The sequence below is a fragment of the Rhizobium sp. NLR10b genome, assembly GCF_019685435.1.
In the GTDB taxonomy this organism is placed as follows: Bacteria; Pseudomonadota; Alphaproteobacteria; order Rhizobiales; family Rhizobiaceae; genus Rhizobium.
The window spans coordinates 32,789-51,323 of the sequence record NZ_JABDWV010000025.1 but is presented as its reverse complement, the minus strand read 5'-3'; the positions used below and the strand labels follow the sequence as shown (position 1 = coordinate 51,323).

Genomic DNA, 18,535 nt, shown 5'->3' with positions numbered 1-18,535 from the left:
ATCTCTATATCGCCTGCGGCATCTCCGGCGCCATCCAGCATCTCGCCGGCATGAAGGATAGTAAGGTGATCGTCGCCATCAACAAGGACGAGGAGGCGCCGATCTTCCAGGTCGCCGACTATGGCCTCGTCGCCGATCTCTTCGAAGCACTGCCGGAATTGCAAAAGGCGCTCTGAGCGAGGCAAATGCCTTTCTTTCGCACTTGCGAATGACTGGAAAATTGTCTTTTATCGGTCTACTACATACTGCCGGACGATCCTTCGTCCGGCAGTATTGCTAATAATGCGGCAGCGCGGGGGCGAATGCCGAGCGGGGGTTTGGAGATGAGTGCGGTGTTGAAGAATATTGGTATCATTGGTGCCGGCCAGATGGGCTGCGGCATCGCGCATGTTTCGGCCGCCGCAGGTTACCGGGTCCACATCTACGATCTCTCACAGGACCGCATCGAATCCGGCCTCGCCACCATCAACGGCAATCTCGCCCGCCTGGTGACGAACGGCAAGATGACCGACGAGGAACGCAAGGCGACCTTGTCGCGCATATCAGGCTCCGCCGATGTCAACGATCTCGCCCCGTCCGATCTCGTCATCGAGGCGGCCACCGAGGACGAAAGCGTCAAGCGCAAGATCTATAGCCAGGTTTGTCCGGTGATGAAGCCGGAAGCGCTGCTGGCCACCAACACCTCTTCGCTTTCCATCACCCGGCTTGCTGCCGCCACCGACCGCGCCGAGCGCTTCATGGGCATACATTTCATGAACCCGGTGCCTGTCATGAAGCTGGTCGAGCTGGTGCGCGGCATTGCGACCGATGAGAAGACCTTCACCGCCGCCAAGGAGTTCGTCGGCTCGCTGGAGAAGACCGTCACCGTCGCCGAGGACTTCCCGGCCTTCATCGTCAACCGCATCCTGCTGCCGATGATCAACGAGGCGATCTATACGCTCTACGAAGGTGTCGGCACCGTCGACGCCATCGATACGGCGATGAAGCTCGGCGCCAACCATCCGATGGGGCCGCTGCAGCTTGCCGATTTCATCGGCCTCGACACCTGCCTGTCGATCATGCAGGTGCTGCATGACGGCCTGGCGGACTCGAAGTATCGCCCCTGCCCGCTGCTGGTGAAATATGTCGAAGCCGGCTGGCTCGGACGCAAATCCGGCCGCGGCTTCTATGATTATCGTGGCGAAGTGCCCGTCCCGACGCGATAAGCAGACATCATCAGAAAGGGCGAGTGGACCGCACGCCCGCGAAATGCTTTCCTTGCCGAGAACGGGAGGAATGCCATGTCGACCGAAACACCCATGTTCCTGCTGCAATGCTGCGTCCTGATCGGACTCGCGGGCGTCTTCCTCATAAGAGGAGATGGAGACTCCTGAGCAATATCCTCACGACCCGATCACAGCCTTGATCAGCGCCTTTGCATCTTCACTATCCCAGGCGGCAGGCCCGTTCATGGCGGAGATCAGGCAGCCTTTGTCGTCGAGCAGCAGCGTCACCGGCAGGCCGAAAGCGAGACCTTCCTTCTTCAAGCTGTTGAAGACGCCGATCGTATTGTCTCGGTAAAGCTGCAGCGCATCGACACCGGTCTCGGCAAGGAAACTCTTCGGCTTTTCATCATTGCCAGTGTCGATATTGACGGGCACGACCTGGAACTTGTCGCTGCCCATCTCCTTTTCCAGAGCGTTCAGCGCCGGCATCTCCTCGCGACAGGGCACACACCACGTGGCCCAGAGATTGAGAAGAACGGTCCTGCCGGCGAAATGATCGAGCGTCAGCGGTTTACCGTCCGGTTCGTTGAAGGAAACCGCGGTCAGCTTGCGCGGCTCGTTGGCGGCAACCATGGCGGCGACCTGCCCCTTCATGAGCGGCGCCAGATTGGCGGCGCGCTCCTTTGCCAGCGCGCATTCGGCTGAAGCGCTGCTGGCGATGCCATTGCCAATGCCCGTCTCCTTCACGTATACCGCTGCCGCACCTGCAACGACACCTGCGACGGCGGCGATTGCGATCAGTTTTCCGGACGGCAGGCCGAATGGTTTTTTCGTCGTCATTTCATTCTCCAGGACGGGCATCTTATGGCCGAGAACAATACGGACACCAAATCCTCCAACCAGATGTGGGGTGGGCGCTTCGCCTCCGGCCCGGACGCGATCATGGAGGAGATAAATGCCTCGATCGGTTTCGACAAGAAGCTATTCGCGCAGGATATCCGCGGTTCCGTCGCCCATGCGACGATGCTCGCCCATCAGGGGATCATTTCATCAGACGATAGGGACAAGATCGTTCACGGGCTAAACACGATCCTGTCAGAAATCGAAAGCGGCAATTTCGAATTCTCGCGCCGGCTCGAAGACATCCACATGAATATCGAGGCGCGCCTGGCGACGCTGATCGGACCGGCGGCCGGCCGGCTGCACACCGCCCGCTCGCGCAACGACCAGGTGGCGCTCGACTTCCGCCTCTGGGTGAAGGAAGAACTCGAGAAGACCGAGAAGATGCTCACCGGCCTGATCGCCGCCTTCCTCGACCGCGCCGAGGAACATGCCGAAAGCGTCATGCCGGGCTTTACCCATCTGCAGACCGCCCAGCCCGTCACCTTCGGCCATCACTGCATGGCCTATGTCGAAATGTTCGGCCGTGACCGCTCGCGCGTGCGCCACGCCATCGAGCACCTGGACGAAAGCCCGATTGGTGCGGCCGCCCTTGCCGGCACCGGCTATCCGATCGATCGCCACATGACGGCCAAGGCGCTTGGTTTCCGCGAGCCGACCCGCAACTCCATCGACACCGTCTCCGACCGCGACTTCGCCATCGAATTCCTGTCGATCGCCGCGATTACGGGCATGCATCTGTCGCGCCTCGCCGAAGAGATCGTCATCTGGTCGACCCCGCAATTCGGCTTTGTGCGCCTGTCCGACGCTTTCTCGACCGGCTCCTCGATCATGCCGCAGAAGAAGAACCCCGATGCGGCCGAACTGGTGCGCGCCAAGACCGGCCGCATCAATGGCTCGCTGATCGCGCTGCTGACGATCATGAAGGGCCTGCCGCTCGCCTATTCCAAGGACATGCAGGAAGACAAGGAGCAGGTCTTCGACGCGGCCGAGAGCCTGGAGTTGGCAATCGCCGCCATGACCGGCATGGTGCGCGACATGGCCGTCAATACAGCGCGCATGAAGGCGGCGGCCGGCTCCGGCTTTTCGACGGCGACCGATCTTGCCGACTGGCTGGTGCGCGAAGCGGGCCTGCCCTTCCGTGACGCCCATCACGTCACCGGTCGCGCCGTGGCGCTCGCCGAAAGCGAGGGCTGCGATCTTGCCGAGCTGCCGCTCTCCGATCTGCAGGCGATCCATTCCGCGATCACCGACAAGGTCTACGACGTGTTGACGGTGGAAGCCTCGGTCGCCAGCCGCAAGAGCTTCGGTGGCACGGCGCCCTCCGAGGTACGCAAGCAGATTGCCTTCTGGCGCGCCCGCAATTGAGAGATAGGGGGAGGCTGAAAGCCGCCTCCCCCTTGCTGCAAGCGCGGGAATGCCGTCCAACAATCAGGGTGCACAAGGCGGACAAACTTCGCTATGAAGATCCCGTCGTTCGAAATGAACGATATCAGCCATACGCCGCACAAGAGGATATCCATGCAGAAGAGCTTGCCGCACCTCATCCGCCTGACGGCGGTGCTCGCCGTCATCGGCCTTGCCGTTGCCGGATGCGGACGCAAGGGTGATCTCGATCCGCCGAGTGCTGCGGCGACGAAGGAAGGCGACGTTTCCAAGCCGACGAAACAGCCCGGCACCGTTGATAAGCCCTTCCTTCTTGACCCCCTCCTTTAAGGCGCGCACCCCGTGAACCATTTCGATTACCGCGACGGCATCCTTTACGCCGAGAACGTCCCCGTTCCCGAGATCGCCAGGGCGGTCGGCACGCCGTTCTACGTTTATTCCACAGCAACGCTGGAGCGCCACTATCGCGTTTTCTCGGAAGCCTTCGCCGATGTCGACTCCATGGTTTGCTACGCGATGAAGGCGAACTCGAACCAAGCCGTGCTGAAGACCCTGGGACGCCTCGGTGCCGGCATCGACGTCGTCTCGGAAGGCGAACTGCGCCGTGCGCTTGCTGCCGGCATTCCGGCCAGCCGCATCATGTTTTCGGGCGTCGGCAAGACGCCGCAGGAGATGGATTTCGCCCTCGAGGCCGGCATCTACTGCTTCAACGTCGAATCCGAACCTGAGCTCGAGATTCTCAACCAGCGCGCTGTCAACGTCGGCAAGAAGGCGCCGGTCTCCTTCCGCATCAATCCTGATGTCGATGCCAAGACCCATGCGAAGATCTCGACCGGCAAGAAGGAAAACAAGTTCGGTATCTCCTGGGATCGCGCCCGCGCCATCTATGCCCATGCCGCCAAGCTGCCCGGCATCGAAGTCACCGGCATCGACATGCATATCGGCAGCCAGATCACCGAGCTGCAGCCCTTCGACGACGCCTTCAAGCTGCTGCGCGATCTCGTCGCGACGCTGCGTGCCGACGGCCACTCCATCCATCACGTCGACATCGGCGGCGGCCTTGGCGTTCCCTACAAGGATGACAACAATCCGCCGCCGCTGCCCGATGCCTATGCGGCGATCGTTAAGAACCAGCTGCGCGGCCTGAACTGCAAGATCGTCACCGAACCCGGTCGGCTGATCGTCGGGAATGCCGGCATCCTCGTGACCGAAGTTCTGTACGTGAAAGACGGCGGCGAGAAGACCTTCGTCATCGTCGACGGTGCGATGAACGATCTCATCCGCCCGACACTCTACGAGGCCTATCACGAGATCCGTCCAGTGACGATTTCGGCAGCGAACGCGCCGCGCATCCGCGCCGACGTGGTCGGCCCCGTTTGCGAGACGGGCGATTATCTGGCGCTCGACCGCGAAATGGCGATGCCGAAGCCCGGCGACCTGATGGCCGTCAGCACTGCCGGCGCCTATGGCGCGGTGCAGGCCGGCACCTATAATAGCCGTCTGCTGGTGCCCGAGGTTCTGGTCAAGGGCAGCGATTTTCATGTGATTCGCCCGCGCAGGACCTATGCTGAGCTGATCAGCCTGGATTCCGTTCCGGCCTGGCTCGACTAGAGCATGTCGCGCAGAAGTGTGAAGCGGTTTTGCGATAGCGACATGCGTAAAACAAAGAGCTAAAGCGCAAGAAGCGAATCTGAATGATCGCGACGCGCTTTAGCAGCGCCATCACTTTTCGGCGAATAAACGTGAAAAGGCGGTATTCCTGCCCGTTCGCCCTCGCCTTCGCCACAAAGAGTGTTATCCTTTCATTCATGAGCGTATTGCCCCGCAATCGCCGGAAGCGCCCTCTGTACCAGAACGCCAGAGCGCGGAGACCGGCCCGATGACAAGCCCCTCGAGGCGGAACAAGGGTGCATTTGTGCTCCGGCCCTCGCTTGCCCGGCTGGTAACGACGAAACGCCTGCTGGCGCGCACCGTGCTCTTCTTCGAGCAGTTGCTGCCGCTGCTGATGCCGGTCCTCTGCATCGTCGCCCTCTATCTCTCAGCCTCTTGGTTCGGCATCTTCCGCAACGTACCGGACTGGCTGCGCATCCTGCTGCTGATCGCCTTTGCCGCGGCGTTCCTCGTCTCGCTTGTCCCCTTCCGCCATCTGCGCTGGCCGAAAACCGCTGAAGCCGATCGCATGCTGGAAGAGCGCAACGGCCTGCCGCACCAGCCAGTTGCCGTCCAGGAAGACGAACCGGCCTACGACACGCCATTTTCGCGGGCACTTTGGCGTGAGCACCAGGTGCGCATGGCCGAAAATATCGCAGCACTCGACGCCGGCATGCCGCGGCCTGATATCGCCGCACATGACCGCTTCGCCCTGCGCGCCATCCCTGCTCTGCTGCTCTTCACCGCTTTTGGCTATTCACTGTCGCTCAACGGCGGCTCGATCGGCGACGCATTGCAGTCAGCGCCTGAGCAGGTGGCGGTCGATCCGGCGGTGCGCATCGACGCCTGGGTGACGCCGCCCTCCTATACCGGTCGCGCGCCGATTTACTTGACCGCGGACGGCAGCGAACAGGGACCGATCGGCATTCCGCAGTTTTCCGGTCTCACCGTGCGTGTCAGCGGCGGAAAGACGGCTGAAAAGGTCGTGTTCCGCAAGGCGAACGGCGAGGCGCGGGATATCGCCCTGCAGGCCGACGCAAAGCCGCCGCAGGTGCCTGAACCTGCCGGCGAGCAGCCGACGGCCGGCGCGCCTGCCAACAATGCCCTCGTCGCGCAGACGCATGTGATGAAGCTTGAGGAAAACGGCGCGCTCGAGGTCAATGGTCGCCGCTGGAGCTTCGACGTGCTGCCTGACAAGGCACCCGAAATCGCCTTTGATGGCATGCCGAAGGTCAGCGTCAATGGCGCGCTGGAAATCGGCTTCACCGTCAAGGATGACTACGGCGTCCAGGAGGCCCATGCGGAGATTATTCCCGTCGAGGCCGATCCGACGGCGACGCCGCTCTATCCGCTGCCGGAGTACCGGCTGGATATTCCCCGCCGCAACGCCCGCGACGCCAAGGGCGTGACCAGCCGGAATCTGACCGAACATCCGCTTGCCGGCAAGCCGGTGCGCATTACCCTCGTCGCCAAGGATGCCGCCGGCCAGACCGGCCGCAGCCCGCCCTATGAGATGACGCTGCCCTCGCGGCCTTTCAGCGAGCCGCTTGCCGCAGCCGTCGCCGAGGAACGGCAGGTTTTCGCGCTCGATACCCGTAAGATGCCGCAGGCGATCGCGCTGAACGAGGCGCTGACCATCCGTCCCGAGGAGACCATCCCCAAGCTTACCAACTACCTGCTGCTGCAATCGGCCTTGGCCCGCATGAAGCTGGCAAAAGGCGAGGAGGCGCTGAAGGATACGGCCCAATATCTCTGGGAGATTGCGCTCGGCATGGAGGACGGCGATCTTTCGCTTGCCGAACGCAAGCTGCGCGACGCCCAGCAGAAGCTTGCCGATGCGTTGAACCGCAACGCCCCCGACGAAGAGATCAGGAAGCTGATGGACGAGCTGCGCAAGGCGATGCAGGATTACCTGAGCGAGCTTGCCCAGCGCATGCAGAACGCCCCGACGATGCAGCCGAACCAGAATGCGCAGAACATCCTGCGCCAGCAGGATCTGGAACGGATGATGGACCAGATCGAAAATCTCGCCCGCTCCGGCAATCGCGACGCGGCGCAGCAGATGCTGTCGGAATTGCAGCGCATGATGAACAACCTGCAGGCCGGCCGGCCGCAGCGGGGCCAGCAGGGTCAGGAAAACAGCGAAGCCCGCAAGCAGATCGATAAGCTCGGCGAGATCCTGCGCGATCAGCAGAAGCTGATGGAAGAAACCTTCCGCCTCGATCAGCAGCTCAAGGACCGCATGCAGCGTGGCGAATCCGATATGGGCGAAAACGATCCGCTGCTCGACGAGATGATGCCGGGAGAGAATGGCGAGCCGCAGGATCAGCAGCAAGGGCAGCAAGACCAGCGCCAGCAAGGTCAGGGCCAGCGACCTTCCGACCAGATGACGGCCGAGCAGCTCAGGGAAGCGCTGAAACAGTTGCGCGCCCGGCAGGATGGCCTCGGCAAGCAGCTCGGCGAATTGCAGAAAAAACTCGGCGAAATGGGCATGAAGCCCGGTCCCGGCTTCGGCCAGGCTCAACGCGAGATGGAGGGCGCCGGCCGCGAACTCGGCCAGGGCCGCGGCGACACGGCCGTCGAGAACCAGGGCCGCGCGCTTGAAGCCCTTCGCCAGGGGGCCCGCGACATGATGAACCAGATGATGCAGGCGCAACGGGGCCAGCAGGGACAGGGCCCGAATGGCCAAGTCGGCCAAGGCGATCAGAACGGCCGCGATCCACTGGGACGACCGCGCATGAGCAACGGCTATCTCGGCGACGACGGTGTGAAGGTGCCGGATGAGATCGACGTCCAGCGCGCGCGGGAAATCCTCGATGCGATTCGCGAGAAGCTCGGCAACAATCCGCCACAAGAGATGGAACGGCGATATCTCGAACGGCTCCTGGATATCCAGTAGGCGAGAGCAATTCCAGGAAAAGTACAAAGCGGTTTTCCCAGGCAAAGCGCGAAGCGCTTTTGCCGGGAATTGCTTAAGTCCAAAAGAATAGAGCGGTTCTGCGCTTCAGAAAAAGCTGAACCGCTCTTGCGTCATCAATATCAGGTTAAGCGACGAGTGCCCGGGCGACAGCCTTGCGAATATCGGGAAGCGCAAATGGCTTGGCGACGACGTCGATGATTTTTTCTGCGAGGTCGTCGGCGCGCTCGCGCTGCTCGGCATAGCCGGTCATCAGCAGGATCTTCAAAGCGGGGAAGGCGTCTTTCGCCTGATGGGCGAGTTCGATTCCGTCCATCACGGGCATGCGGATGTCCGACAGCAGCAGATCGTAGACCCCGTCCTTCAGCTTCTCCAGCCCCTCGGCGCCGTCGGCCGCCTCATCGGTCTCGTGACCGTCGAGCCGCAAGGCCCGGGCTACGAAAGACCGCAGGGAGTCCTCGTCTTCCGTAATCAGAATTCTTGCCATATGTGCATTGCTCCGTCTTCAGCCCCGCGACGGAAATCACCAGACTTTCCTTTTCGATCGGTAAAGATGGTGAAGCGATGGACGAGATGGTTAACAACCCGTCTTCACGCGGCAAGGGAGCGACGCCTGCATTCCTCAGGCGTCGCCGGTCACCACACCGACGAAGGGCAGTTCGCGAAACGCGTAGGCAACGTCCATACCGTAGCCGACGACGAAGTAATCGGGACATTCGAAGCCGACATAATCGGCCTCCAGCTTTTCCTTGCGCTTGACCCGCTTGTCGAGCAGCACGGCGATCGTCACGTTGCGCGCGCCACGTTCGAAGAGCAGTTCCTTGGCAAAGAGCAGCGTCCGGCCGGACTCGAGAATATCGTCGATCAGGAGGACGTCTCGGCCATGCACGTCGCTGTCGATATCCTTGACGATGCGCACGCCCTGCGAAACCGTGCCGGTGCCGTAGCTCGACAGCGTGATGAACTCGACCTCGGGGGCAAGCCCGGTGTCGTGCAGGGCGCGGATCAGGTCGGCGGCGAAGATGAAGGAGCCCTTGAGCACGGCAATGACGAGCAGGTCCTTGGTCGGCCCGTTGGCGATCTCCCGCGCCATGGCATGATTGCGCTCCGCGATCTGCTCGGCGGTGAAGAGCGGCTCGATGTTTTTTCCGCGCACAACAGGCATAAGGGCTTGCTCCATGAAAAGAAGGGTAAGCCGTTAGCACATATGCGCGCCTGAAACAGCCTCGCCGGTCAGGAAATCAACGGGATCGGCGCATCTTGCGGCGGAAAGCCATCACGAATCGCGTTATTTCTACGGCAGGAAGGAAAGCCGGACCTCCGGCAATTTTCCGCCGGCGTGCTGGACTCGGGCCGAAAAGCCACGGCTTTGGCCGCCGTAGATGACGTCGGCGGGCGGGTCGATGACGACACTTGCCGTCAGCCGTTCGTCCGCCACCAGATCGGCGCGAATGGGATGCACCGTCTGCGTGGTGCCGCTTTCGTTTTCGATGATGCCGTTGATGACGAGCACGCGCATGCCGTTCGCATCACGCGGTGTCACGGTGACATGGGTGAAATGCAGCGGCGCTCCGGAGGAGGCCCCCGCGGCGGAAAGGCCGGAAAAGCCGCCTGCGAGCCCGAAAGCGAGCACGGCGAGCGCCAGCACCAGTCCCGCGAAGCTGCGCAGCGACGCCCGCTGCAGCCAGGATTCCGCCCTTCGCAGAGCGGAAGCAGCCATCGCCAGCAGGAGCGGCGGCGGTGTAACGCGCGCTGCCGCCATGCGCCTGCTGTTGTCGTTATGGATCCTGGGGCCGAAGTCCTTCGGCCGGGTTTTGCCGACCGTCACGAATTCGGCGTCGGAAACATCGGCAGAACGTGTTGAACGATACTGGCGGCGTGCGGGTTCGGGCGGCAGGAAATCATAGGCCTGACCCGGTGTCCGGCGGCTGAAGGAGGATGCTTCCATGGTGGCTGCCCCGCAGATGTCCACATGGTTTCGCTGCCGCAAGAAATCTTGGCATTGAAACGAATCCTCCTCAGTCGTAAATTTTAATGGTTAATGCTTCGCAAAGATTGCCGCCAAACGGGCGTCTTTCCGGCAAAATTTACCGGCTGTTAACGGTGTTGGTTAACAAGTCACGCGGTGAAACCAAGAACAGACTGAGTTGCCCGTTGATCCACTTCGAGAATGTCGGTTTGCGCTATGGCATGGGCCCGGAAATCCTCCGGGACCTGACCTTCGACATTCCGAAAAAATCCTTTCAGTTCCTGACCGGCCCATCCGGTGCCGGCAAGACCTCGCTGCTGCGGCTGCTCTTCATGTCGCTGCAGCCGACACGTGGCCTGATCCGCATGTTCGGGCGCGACATTTCCGAAATCCCCCGGCCGGAGTTGCCGCTGCTACGCCGGCGCGTCGGCATCGTCTTCCAGGATTTTCGCCTGCTCGACCATCTCACGACCTATGAGAATGTCGCTTTGCCCTTGCGGGTGCGCGGCAAGGAGGAAAGCTCCTACAAGACCGACGTTCTGGAACTCTTGAAATGGGTCGGCCTCGGCGAACGCATCAACGTGCTGCCGCCGGTCCTCTCCGGCGGAGAGAAGCAGCGCGCCGCTATCGCCCGGGCGCTGATGGACAGGCCGGAAGTCCTGCTGGCCGACGAGCCGACGGGCAATGTCGACCCGCCGATGGCGAGGCGCCTGCTCAATCTTTTCCTCGAACTCAATCGGCTTGGTACGGCTGTCGTCATCGCCACCCATGACCTGACGCTGATGGAACAGGTGGAAGCCCGCCGTATGATCCTCTCGGAGGGGCATCTCGATATCTATGACTGAGCCCCCGTCCAGGAACCGAGAGAAGGCGCCAGCCCAGCCTGCCGCCCAGCAGAAGCGCCCGGAAATGCGCGTGCGCCCGACCGCGCCGATCCTTCCGCCTTCCAATATCCAGGGCAACGCCTTGATGGTGGTCATATCGATCATGGCCTTTCTCGCCTGCCTGACGCTCGGCGGCGTCAGCATGGTGCGTTCGACGGCAGCAAGCTGGGAGAGCCAGATCTCCCGCGAGATCACCATCCAGATCAAGCCGGACGACAATCTCGACATGGAAAAGGCGCTGACGCAGGCACGCGACCTGGCGCTGACATTCGTCGGCACCAAGAGCGGCCAGATCGTCGACGAGGCAGCCACCGCCCGGTTGCTCGAACCTTGGCTCGGCCCCGGCCTCGATCTCAAGGATCTGCCTGTTCCCCGTCTCGTCGTCATCACGATCGACGAAAGCAATCCGCCGGATTTCGACGCGATGCGGAGCCTCCTGAAGGACAGCATCCCGCAGGCGAGCCTCGACGATCACCGCACCTGGGTCGACCGCCTGGTCTCCATGGCGCACACGACGGTGCTGATCGGCACCGGCGTCCTGCTCCTGGTTTTCTCGGCAATGGTGCTGACCGTCGTCTTCGCCACGCGCGGTGCACTGTCGGGCAACCGCCACATCGTCGAAGTGCTGCATTTCGTCGGTGCCGAGAGCTCCTTCGTCGCTACCGAATTTCAGAAGCATTTTCTGAAGATCAGCTTCAAGGGCTCGGCGATCGGCAGCGCGCTTGCGGCTCTTTTCTTTGCCACCGCCGGCTTCTGGCAGAGCCGCACGCTGGCAACACCGGAAACAGATCAGGCAACGGCGCTGTTCGGCACCTTCTCCGTCGGCGTACTCGGTTATGCCGGCATCTTCGCGACGATGATCGTCATCGCGCTCCTGACGACCGTCACGGCGCGGCTGACCGTCATGCGGACGATCTATGAAATCGATACATTGCGTTCGGATCCGACACGCACCGACGGCATCGCAAGTTGATCGTGCCATGCCGTTTTATCGTGAAAGCGTCTGTTCCGCGCCGCAATCAGCGTATAATCACGATTCATGACCATGGGCGATACGACACGCAATCCGATTCGGCAGGACCCGGAGCTTGATCGTCCGGCGGGCCTGCCGCCGCGGCGTGGTCCAATCCGCCGCCTGCTGCGCTGGGGTGGCTTTGGCTGCGTTCTGGCGATCGCTCTGGTGTTCGGCGGCTTTCTGCGGTTTGCCGATTCCGTGACAACGCTCAGGCCCCCGGTCGAGCCGAAGGCGGATGCGATCGTCGTGCTGACAGGCGGCTACCAGCGCATCGACCAGGCCGTGGAATTGCTGCAGAAGGGGGCAGGCAAACGACTGCTGATCTCGGGCGTCCACCCGACGACCACGCCAGCGCAGATTCGCAAGATGACGCAAGGCTCGGCCGATCTTTTCTCCTGCTGCGTTGATATCGGCCATGATGCGATAGACACGATCGGCAACGCCGAGGAAACCTCCAACTGGATCCACGCCAGGGGATACAGAAGCATTCTCGTCGTCACCAACAATTATCATATGCCGCGCAGCCTCGCAGAACTCTCCTATGTCGATCCGGACATCGAATTCATCCCCTATCCGGTGGTCAATTCGGATTTGAAGACCCGCAACTGGTTTACCGACCCGAACGCAATGCGCGTCATGCTCGCCGAATATGCAAAGGTGCTGTTAACAGGCGCCCGCAACATCACCGGCTTCGGCCGCCATACCGGACTGCGCTCGGCAGCCGTATCCCCCTCAGACTGAGCTTTTGCATCACGGCGGCATCAAACGCTTTTTATGACGGGCAATATCGTGTAGGCCGGTCGCATGAGCATGCCTCGGGATAATTTCATGATCGCCCTGCGTTCCGTCCTCTTCAACACGATCTTCTATGCCAATCTCATCATCCGGATGATCGTGCTCTCGCCCTATTATTTCGTGGTGCCGCGCCTGACGGCCTACGCGATTCCAAAGAATTGGGCGCGCTCCAACCATTGGCTGATGCGCATGATCGTCGGGACGACCTTCGAGATCGAGGGGTTGCAGAACCTGCCTGAGGGCAGTTTTATCCTGGCGCCGAAGCACCAGTCCTTCTGGGACACCTATGCGCTGCTGCCCAACCTCAAGGATCCGGTCTACATCCTGAAGCGCGAGCTGATGTGGATTCCGCTCTTTGGCTGGTATGCGAAGAAGCAGCGCATGATCCCGGTCGATCGCGGCGCCCGCGGCAAAGTGATGGTAGAGGTGCTGAAACGCACTAGGGAAGAGCTTTCGACCGGCCGCCAGCTGATCATCTATCCTGAGGGCACCCGCCGCCCGCCGGGTGCGGAGCCGGTCTATAAATACGGCATCGCCCGCATGTACCGCGATCTTGGCATTCCCGTCGTGCCGGTTGCGATGCATCCCGGCCTCTTCTGGCCGCGGCGGAGCGTCCGTCGTTATCCCGGCCATTTCAAGGTCAGGATCCTGCCGCCGATCATGCCGGGAATGGATCCGGATGCTTTCTTCGCTCAGCTGATCGAGGTCACGGAGCGGGCGAGCGACGAGCTCCTCATCGATACCATCGAACGCAATCCGCATCTGCCGTTGCCGCCGACAGCGATCGCTCGGCTGGCCGAGCTGCGCAAAGTGAAGGCGGCGACGGTCTGATCAGCCGGCCCGCAGCCGCTCCACCTCGTTGCCGACCTGCTCCAGCCACGGGTCGCGAATGCCCATCTGTTTCAGGTGCGCAAGTGTGTTGAAGACATAGGCATCGTTAGGGCCTGACTGCCCCCTGGCTTCGTTCACCACCCGCGCGGCCGCAACCGCGTCGAGCGTGCCGGCATATTGCTCGTGGTCGCGATCAGCGATGTAGGTCACCGCTTCCGTTCGGCGGCCGCCGGCAAACTGCAGCCGAACCCGGCGCTCCAGATAGACATTGGTGACGAGTTCGCGGGCGCGGAGATAATCGATTACCTCGCCCCATTTGTGCGCCGAAACACGGAACGCCATGCCGCGGCAAGCTCCGCCCCTGTCGAGACCGAGCACCAGGCCCGGATTGTCGCGCGTGCCGCGATGAACGAAGGATCGGACGCATAGCGAACGCCTGTAACCATGCACCAGAGCTTCTGCCCGCTCCAGGAACTCGAAGCCCGGATTCCACATCAGCGAGCCGTAGCCAAACACCCAAAATTCGTCCATATCGCACGCCAGACCGGAATCACTTTGCGATTCACCATTGGAGAACATCATGGCAGCGTCAAGCCGATCCGGCAGCAGCCAAACCGGCAACAGCAAGAAATTCTCGTTGCTGGGCGGAGGCATCCTCCTGGTGATCGCGCTTTATACCGGCGGCTGGTTTTATGCCGCATCGGCTTTGAAAGCGACGGTGCTGAAAGCAATCGCGCCGCGCGATCAGGCAGGCGTCACCGGCGAATGCTCCGATATCGAATTCCGCGGCTATCCTTTCCGCATCGGTCTGTTCTGCTCCAAGGTCGATGTCGACGACAATGTCAACGGCGTCTCCGCCACCTTTGGCGCATTGCGCTCCGCCGCACAGGTCTATGCGCCGAGCCATATCGTCTGGGAGCTCGATTCGCCGGCCGAAATCCGCACCACAAACGGCCTTTCGGTCTCTGCCCAATGGGCGAATCTGCAGGCGAGCCTGACGACCAAGCTGCAGGGCGTTGATCACAGCTCCACCGTCATCGAGGGTCTTAAGGCGACGGCGGTTTCCTCCTATACCGGTCAGACCATCAGCTTCGATGCAGCTCGCACCGAAATTCACCTGCGCCAAAACGGCGCCGATCTCGACGGTGCAATCTCGGTGCAGGATGCGAACACGGCGATCAAGGATTGGCCGCAGCTCTTCCCGAAACTCTCCGCCAGTATCGATCTCACGATTGCCGGAAAAGCCGGCCTGATCGACGGCAGCGACCCGAACGGCCTCAATGGTTCAGCCGGCGAACTGCGTCGCATCGTTGCCGATATCGGCGACGGTAAGGTGATGACGCTCACCGGCCCCTTTTCCTTCGACGAGCAGGGCTTTCTCTCCGGAAAATTCAAGCTGGAAATCGAACGGCTCGGCCCCTGGGGCGACAGCCTGAAACAGGCCTTCCCGGATATTGCCTCGACCGTCAACACGGCGACGAAGATGCTGAAGGCGCTGGCCGGCGGCAGAGACAAGGTCTCGGTCGATCTCGTCGTCGACCGCGGCAATGCCACCGTCAGCGGCTTCATTCCGCTCGGCCAGATCCCGCCGATCTAAGACTTCCGGGTCAGAGTGCTGGAAGGTCCTAATCGATCCGCTTCATGAAAAACACCTCAGGCACCGATTGCAGGCCAGGCAGCTCGATCGCGCCGATTTCGGCAAATCCATTGCGGCGATGCCAGTCCTGCGGCCGGCTCTCGTCGCATTCGCTCGACGTCATCAGCAGGCGAGCGCCCTCACCGCGCATCGCTCCTTCCCAAGCAAGAAACAACGCGGTGCCGATGCCCGACCGGCGGTATTCGGGCAGGACGCGGATCATTTCCATATAGGGAATCCTGCCCCAGAAGCGGGAGAAACGCAGGAAGCCGACGATCTCCCCGGCCTGCCTGGCGACGAGATATTCACCGAACGCCACGCATCGCGAGACCCATGCCTTGCCTGCAGTGGCATCCTCGCGCGTCAACCAGTCGACCTCCGCCTGGCTCGCGCTCGCCACCTCCGCCATCGTTAGCCGCTACTTCTTATCAAGCGCGTGGGGGCGGCCGAAATCGGGCGCGTCGACATCCTGGCCAGCCTGGATGATCGAGCGACGGATGGCGCGCGTGCGGGTGAAGAGTTCGAAGATCTTGTCGCCCTCGCCCCAGCGGATCGCGCGCTGCAGATAGGCGAGATCCTCCGAGAAGCGCGCCAGCATTTCGAGGATGGCATCACGATTGTGCAGGCAGACGTCGCGCCACATCGTCGGGTCGGAAGCGGCGAGACGGGTGAAATCGCGAAAGCCGGATGCCGAATATTTGATGACCTCGGACTCCGTCACCGTCTCCAGATCGTCGGCGGTGCCGACGATGTTGTAGGCGATGATATGCGGCAGATGCGAAACGATGGCGAGCACCTTGTCGTGATGCTCCGCATCCATCTCGTCGACCTTCGATCCGACCGCTTCCCAGAAGCCGCGCAGCCGCTTCAGCGCCGTCTCGTCAGTACCCGGAACCGGCGTGAAGATGCACCAACGGCCTTCGAAGAGGCCGGGGAAACCGGCATCCGGGCCGGATTTTTCCGTGCCGGCCAGCGGATGGCCGGGGATGAAATGCACGTCGTCAGGCATATGCGGCTGCATTTGCGCGATCACAGACGCTTTGGTGGATCCGACATCGGTGACGATAGCGCCGGGCTTGAGATTGCCGGCGATTTCCTTCGCCACGCCTTCCGAAGCGCCGACCGGCACCGAAACGATGATGAGGTCGGCATCTCGAACAGCATCGGCCGAAGAGGTCGTATAGCGGTCGCCGAGGCCGAGCTCTTCGGCGCGCTTCAACGTCTCGGCACTGCGCGTTGCGACGACGATCTCTTTGGTAAGCCCGAGCCGCCGGATGTCGTGGGCAAGCGAGGAGCCAATCAGCCCGATGCCGATCAGCGCGATGCGATCGAACAGCACGCTCATGCCTGCCGTCCCATGAACTCACGCAGCGTGGCCATGACGCCGCGATTGGCCTCTTCAGGACCGATGCTCATCCGCAGCGCATTGGAAAAGCCGTAACTGCGCACGGCGCGCAGGATGTAGCCGCGGCTCGTCAGGAGCTCGTCGGCATCGGCCGCGCGCCTGCCGTCGACGTCAGGAAAATGAATGAGGACGAAATTGGCGACGGAGGGCGTCACTTTCAGCCCGATCGCTTCGAGGGCCTCGGTGAGCGTCTCCACCCACATCTGGTTGAAAGAGACGGCCTGCTGGACGAAGGCCTGGTCGCGGATGGCCGCGGCGCCGGCGGCGATCGCGGCCGCATTCAGGTTGAACGGAGCGCGGACACGGTTCACGGCATCGACGATCTCGGCGGGCGCATACATCCAGCCGACGCGCAGAGCCGCAAGACCATAGGCTTTCGAAAAGGTGCGGGTCATCACCACGTTGGAGCTGGAAGACACGACCTCTATGCCGGCTTCATAATCGTTGCGGCGCACATATTCGGCATAGGCCGCATCGAGCACAAGGACGACGTGTTTCGGCAGCCCGGCCTGCAGACGGCGGATTTCGCTGACGGGAACGTATGTACCGGTGGGGTTGCCTGGATTGGCGATGAAGACGATCTTCGTCCTTTCCGTCACCGCCGCCAGGATCGCGTCGACGTCGACCGTATAGTCCTTCTCCTTGACGACGACGGGCGTGGCGCCCGTGCCCATGATCTGGATCTTGTAGACGAGGAAGCCATGCTCGGTGATGATGCCTTCATCGCCGGCGCCCAGATAGACATGGCACAGCAGGCCGAGCAGCTCGTCGGAACCATTGCCGCAAAGGATGTTTGCCGGATTGAGGCCATGCACAGCGGCGATCGCTTCGCGCAGTTCGATCGCCTGCCCGTCGGGATAACGTCCCAGATTGTCGGCAGCTGCTTTGACGGCCTCGATCGCCTTCGGGCTGGCGCCGAGCGGCGTTTCGTTGGAGGAGAGCTTGTAAACGCGGGCGACACCCGGCGCATGTTCCTTGCCCGGCACATAGGATGCGATATCGAGAATACCGGGACGCGGAACGGGCTTGCTGATCTCAACGCTCATGGGTCGACCTTGGATTTCCGGAAAATGACCAAGTGGCATTAAAGCGGAATGTGATTGTTGTCGAGAGGTATGGGCGTGACACAAGTGTAAGGAGAATGACGGATTAACTTCATCCGTTGCGTGCGGTCGGCACGCCGTGCGGCGCGAGAACAGGCACGAAGACGCGGCGGGAAGCGCGGGCGGCCACCGGCAACCCCTGATAGAGCCGCTTCTGCGCCTCGACGATGATGACACCCGAAAAAGCCGGCCATAAGGTTCGGCCGATCCGCTCGAAGGCGCGGCGTAGGCGCAGGATGGTCCTGAGTTTCGAGGGCGGAAAGAACAACGCTTCGGCGGTCGCACCTGGCGTGAAATTCGTCTCGCGCAGCAGATGCGTCAGCTGACCGCGGGAATAGGGCCGGCCCGAACCGAAGGGCGTGTGTTCCATGCGGGCCCAGACCCCGCGCCGGTTCGGCACCACGATGACAAGCCGTCCGCCCGGCGCCAGCACCCGCCAGAGCTCCTTCAGCGTCTCGCGCGGACTTTCCGCGAACTCGAGCGAATGCACCATCAGCACTCGGTCGATCGAGGAATCCGGCAGCGGCAGTTCCTCATCGAAAATCAGCGTCGTCGACGACAGCGAGCCCATCGGCCAGTTCACCGCGCCCTGTCCGGCCGGCATGAAGGCGAAGGTGCGTTCGGTATCGGCCTGGAAGCGATCGAGGAAAGGCACGGCATAACCGAGACCGACGAGACGCTCCTGCGGCAGGCGCACCCACAGCGACGAGAGCGCCATGGCGATCGACTGCTCGGCAAGACGCCCGAGGTCGGAGTGATAGAACTGGCGTAGGTCGACGATATCGGCGTGCATTGCGATAAATGTTATCAGCGGGCGGTTGGACTTCAAGGCCGGACTC

The 18,535-nt window shown here is 61.9% G+C and carries 20 protein-coding genes; 11 read left to right on the top strand and 9 right to left on the bottom strand.

The annotated features are described in order from the left end of the window. Window positions 1–176: electron transfer flavoprotein subunit alpha/FixB family protein (locus tag HJB91_RS28720; protein WP_221156649.1), on the top strand; the 176-nt coding region annotated here is incomplete at its 5' end. A 147-nt stretch (window positions 177–323) separates the two neighbouring features. Beyond that, window positions 324–1,205 (top strand): 3-hydroxybutyryl-CoA dehydrogenase, encoded by an 882-nt coding sequence (locus HJB91_RS28715; protein WP_011426994.1) that lies wholly within the window; start codon window positions 324–326, stop codon window positions 1,203–1,205. 177 nt (window positions 1,206–1,382) lie between these two features. Here HJB91_RS28715 and tlpA read toward each other — a convergent pair whose 3' ends face one another. Beyond that, a complete protein-coding gene (gene tlpA, locus HJB91_RS28710; protein ID WP_210632876.1) occupies window positions 1,383–2,045 on the bottom strand; it encodes a thiol:disulfide interchange protein TlpA in 663 nt (220 codons plus the stop codon). Window positions 2,046–2,069: 24 nt separating this feature from the next. Here tlpA and argH point away from each other — a divergent pair, with 24 nt between their 5' ends. The 4 genes from argH to HJB91_RS28690 all read left to right on the top strand — a co-directional run bounded on the left by argH (window position 2,070) and on the right by HJB91_RS28690 (window position 8,040). Further along, entirely contained in the window at window positions 2,070–3,473 is a 1,404-nt protein-coding gene (argH, locus tag HJB91_RS28705; protein WP_221147766.1) for an argininosuccinate lyase, read from the top strand. A gap of 153 nt (window positions 3,474–3,626) precedes the next feature. After that, on the top strand, window positions 3,627–3,821 hold the full coding sequence (lptM, locus tag HJB91_RS28700) for an LPS translocon maturation chaperone LptM (protein ID WP_003582619.1): 195 nt from the start codon (window positions 3,627–3,629) through the stop codon (window positions 3,819–3,821). Window positions 3,822–3,833: 12 nt separating this feature from the next. After that, window positions 3,834–5,102: a diaminopimelate decarboxylase gene (lysA, locus tag HJB91_RS28695; RefSeq protein ID WP_210632878.1), complete on the top strand. Its 1,269-nt coding sequence runs from the start codon at window positions 3,834–3,836 to the stop codon at window positions 5,100–5,102. A 268-nt stretch (window positions 5,103–5,370) separates the two neighbouring features. Beyond that, entirely contained in the window at window positions 5,371–8,040 is a 2,670-nt protein-coding gene (locus tag HJB91_RS28690) for a TIGR02302 family protein (RefSeq protein ID WP_221156645.1), read from the top strand. A gap of 145 nt (window positions 8,041–8,185) precedes the next feature. Here HJB91_RS28690 and HJB91_RS28685 read toward each other — a convergent pair whose 3' ends face one another. The 3 genes from HJB91_RS28685 to HJB91_RS28675 form a co-directional block, all read right to left on the bottom strand. After that, entirely contained in the window at window positions 8,186–8,545 is a 360-nt protein-coding gene (locus HJB91_RS28685; RefSeq protein WP_010028815.1) for a response regulator, read from the bottom strand. Between the two features lie 135 nt (window positions 8,546–8,680). Next, window positions 8,681–9,223 carry a hypoxanthine phosphoribosyltransferase gene (gene hpt / locus HJB91_RS28680; protein WP_064805282.1) on the bottom strand — a complete coding sequence of 181 codons (543 nt, stop codon included), beginning with the start codon at window positions 9,221–9,223 and terminating at the stop codon, window positions 8,681–8,683. Between the two features lie 129 nt (window positions 9,224–9,352). After that, window positions 9,353–10,006, bottom strand: coding sequence for a hypothetical protein (locus HJB91_RS28675; protein ID WP_221147764.1), 654 nt, complete (start codon window positions 10,004–10,006; stop codon window positions 9,353–9,355). A gap of 206 nt (window positions 10,007–10,212) precedes the next feature. Between HJB91_RS28675 and ftsE the strand changes: the two genes are divergently transcribed. From ftsE to HJB91_RS28655, 4 genes are all read left to right on the top strand, one after another. Beyond that, window positions 10,213–10,872: a cell division ATP-binding protein FtsE gene (gene ftsE / locus HJB91_RS28670; RefSeq protein ID WP_064805284.1), complete on the top strand. Its 660-nt coding sequence runs from the start codon at window positions 10,213–10,215 to the stop codon at window positions 10,870–10,872. Next, complete coding sequence (locus tag HJB91_RS28665; RefSeq protein WP_210632881.1) at window positions 10,865–11,884, top strand: ABC transporter permease; 1,020 nt, start codon at window positions 10,865–10,867, stop codon at window positions 11,882–11,884. Before ftsE ends, HJB91_RS28665 begins: the two co-directional genes overlap by 8 nt. 66 nt (window positions 11,885–11,950) lie before the next feature. Continuing rightward, the gene (locus HJB91_RS28660) at window positions 11,951–12,667 is read left to right on the top strand and encodes a YdcF family protein (protein ID WP_210632882.1); all 717 of its coding nucleotides are present in this window, start codon (window positions 11,951–11,953) and stop codon (window positions 12,665–12,667) included. Window positions 12,668–12,754: 87 nt separating this feature from the next. Next, the gene (locus tag HJB91_RS28655) at window positions 12,755–13,552 is read left to right on the top strand and encodes a 1-acyl-sn-glycerol-3-phosphate acyltransferase (protein WP_210632883.1); all 798 of its coding nucleotides are present in this window, start codon (window positions 12,755–12,757) and stop codon (window positions 13,550–13,552) included. Here the strand turns inward: HJB91_RS28655 and HJB91_RS28650 are convergent, their stop codons facing one another. Continuing rightward, entirely contained in the window at window positions 13,553–14,083 is a 531-nt protein-coding gene (locus HJB91_RS28650; protein ID WP_210632884.1) for a gamma-glutamylcyclotransferase, read from the bottom strand. 49 nt (window positions 14,084–14,132) lie between these two features. Here HJB91_RS28650 and HJB91_RS28645 point away from each other — a divergent pair, with 49 nt between their 5' ends. After that, window positions 14,133–15,149, top strand: a complete 1,017-nt coding sequence (locus tag HJB91_RS28645) for a DUF2125 domain-containing protein (RefSeq protein ID WP_210632885.1) — start codon at window positions 14,133–14,135, stop codon at window positions 15,147–15,149. Between the two features lie 28 nt (window positions 15,150–15,177). Here the strand turns inward: HJB91_RS28645 and HJB91_RS28640 are convergent, their stop codons facing one another. The 4 genes from HJB91_RS28640 to HJB91_RS28625 all read right to left on the bottom strand — a co-directional run bounded on the left by HJB91_RS28640 (window position 15,178) and on the right by HJB91_RS28625 (window position 18,525). Next, window positions 15,178–15,597, bottom strand: coding sequence for a GNAT family N-acetyltransferase (locus tag HJB91_RS28640; protein WP_221123588.1), 420 nt, complete (start codon window positions 15,595–15,597; stop codon window positions 15,178–15,180). Between the two features lie 9 nt (window positions 15,598–15,606). Then, entirely contained in the window at window positions 15,607–16,533 is a 927-nt protein-coding gene (locus tag HJB91_RS28635; RefSeq protein ID WP_221123587.1) for a prephenate/arogenate dehydrogenase family protein, read from the bottom strand. After that, window positions 16,530–17,639: a histidinol-phosphate transaminase gene (hisC, locus tag HJB91_RS28630; protein WP_221156643.1), complete on the bottom strand. Its 1,110-nt coding sequence runs from the start codon at window positions 17,637–17,639 to the stop codon at window positions 16,530–16,532. Before hisC ends, HJB91_RS28635 begins: the two co-directional genes overlap by 4 nt. A gap of 109 nt (window positions 17,640–17,748) precedes the next feature. Continuing rightward, window positions 17,749–18,525, bottom strand: a complete 777-nt coding sequence (locus HJB91_RS28625) for a class I SAM-dependent methyltransferase (RefSeq protein WP_210632889.1) — start codon at window positions 18,523–18,525, stop codon at window positions 17,749–17,751. Window positions 18,526–18,535: the final 10 nt, after the last annotated feature.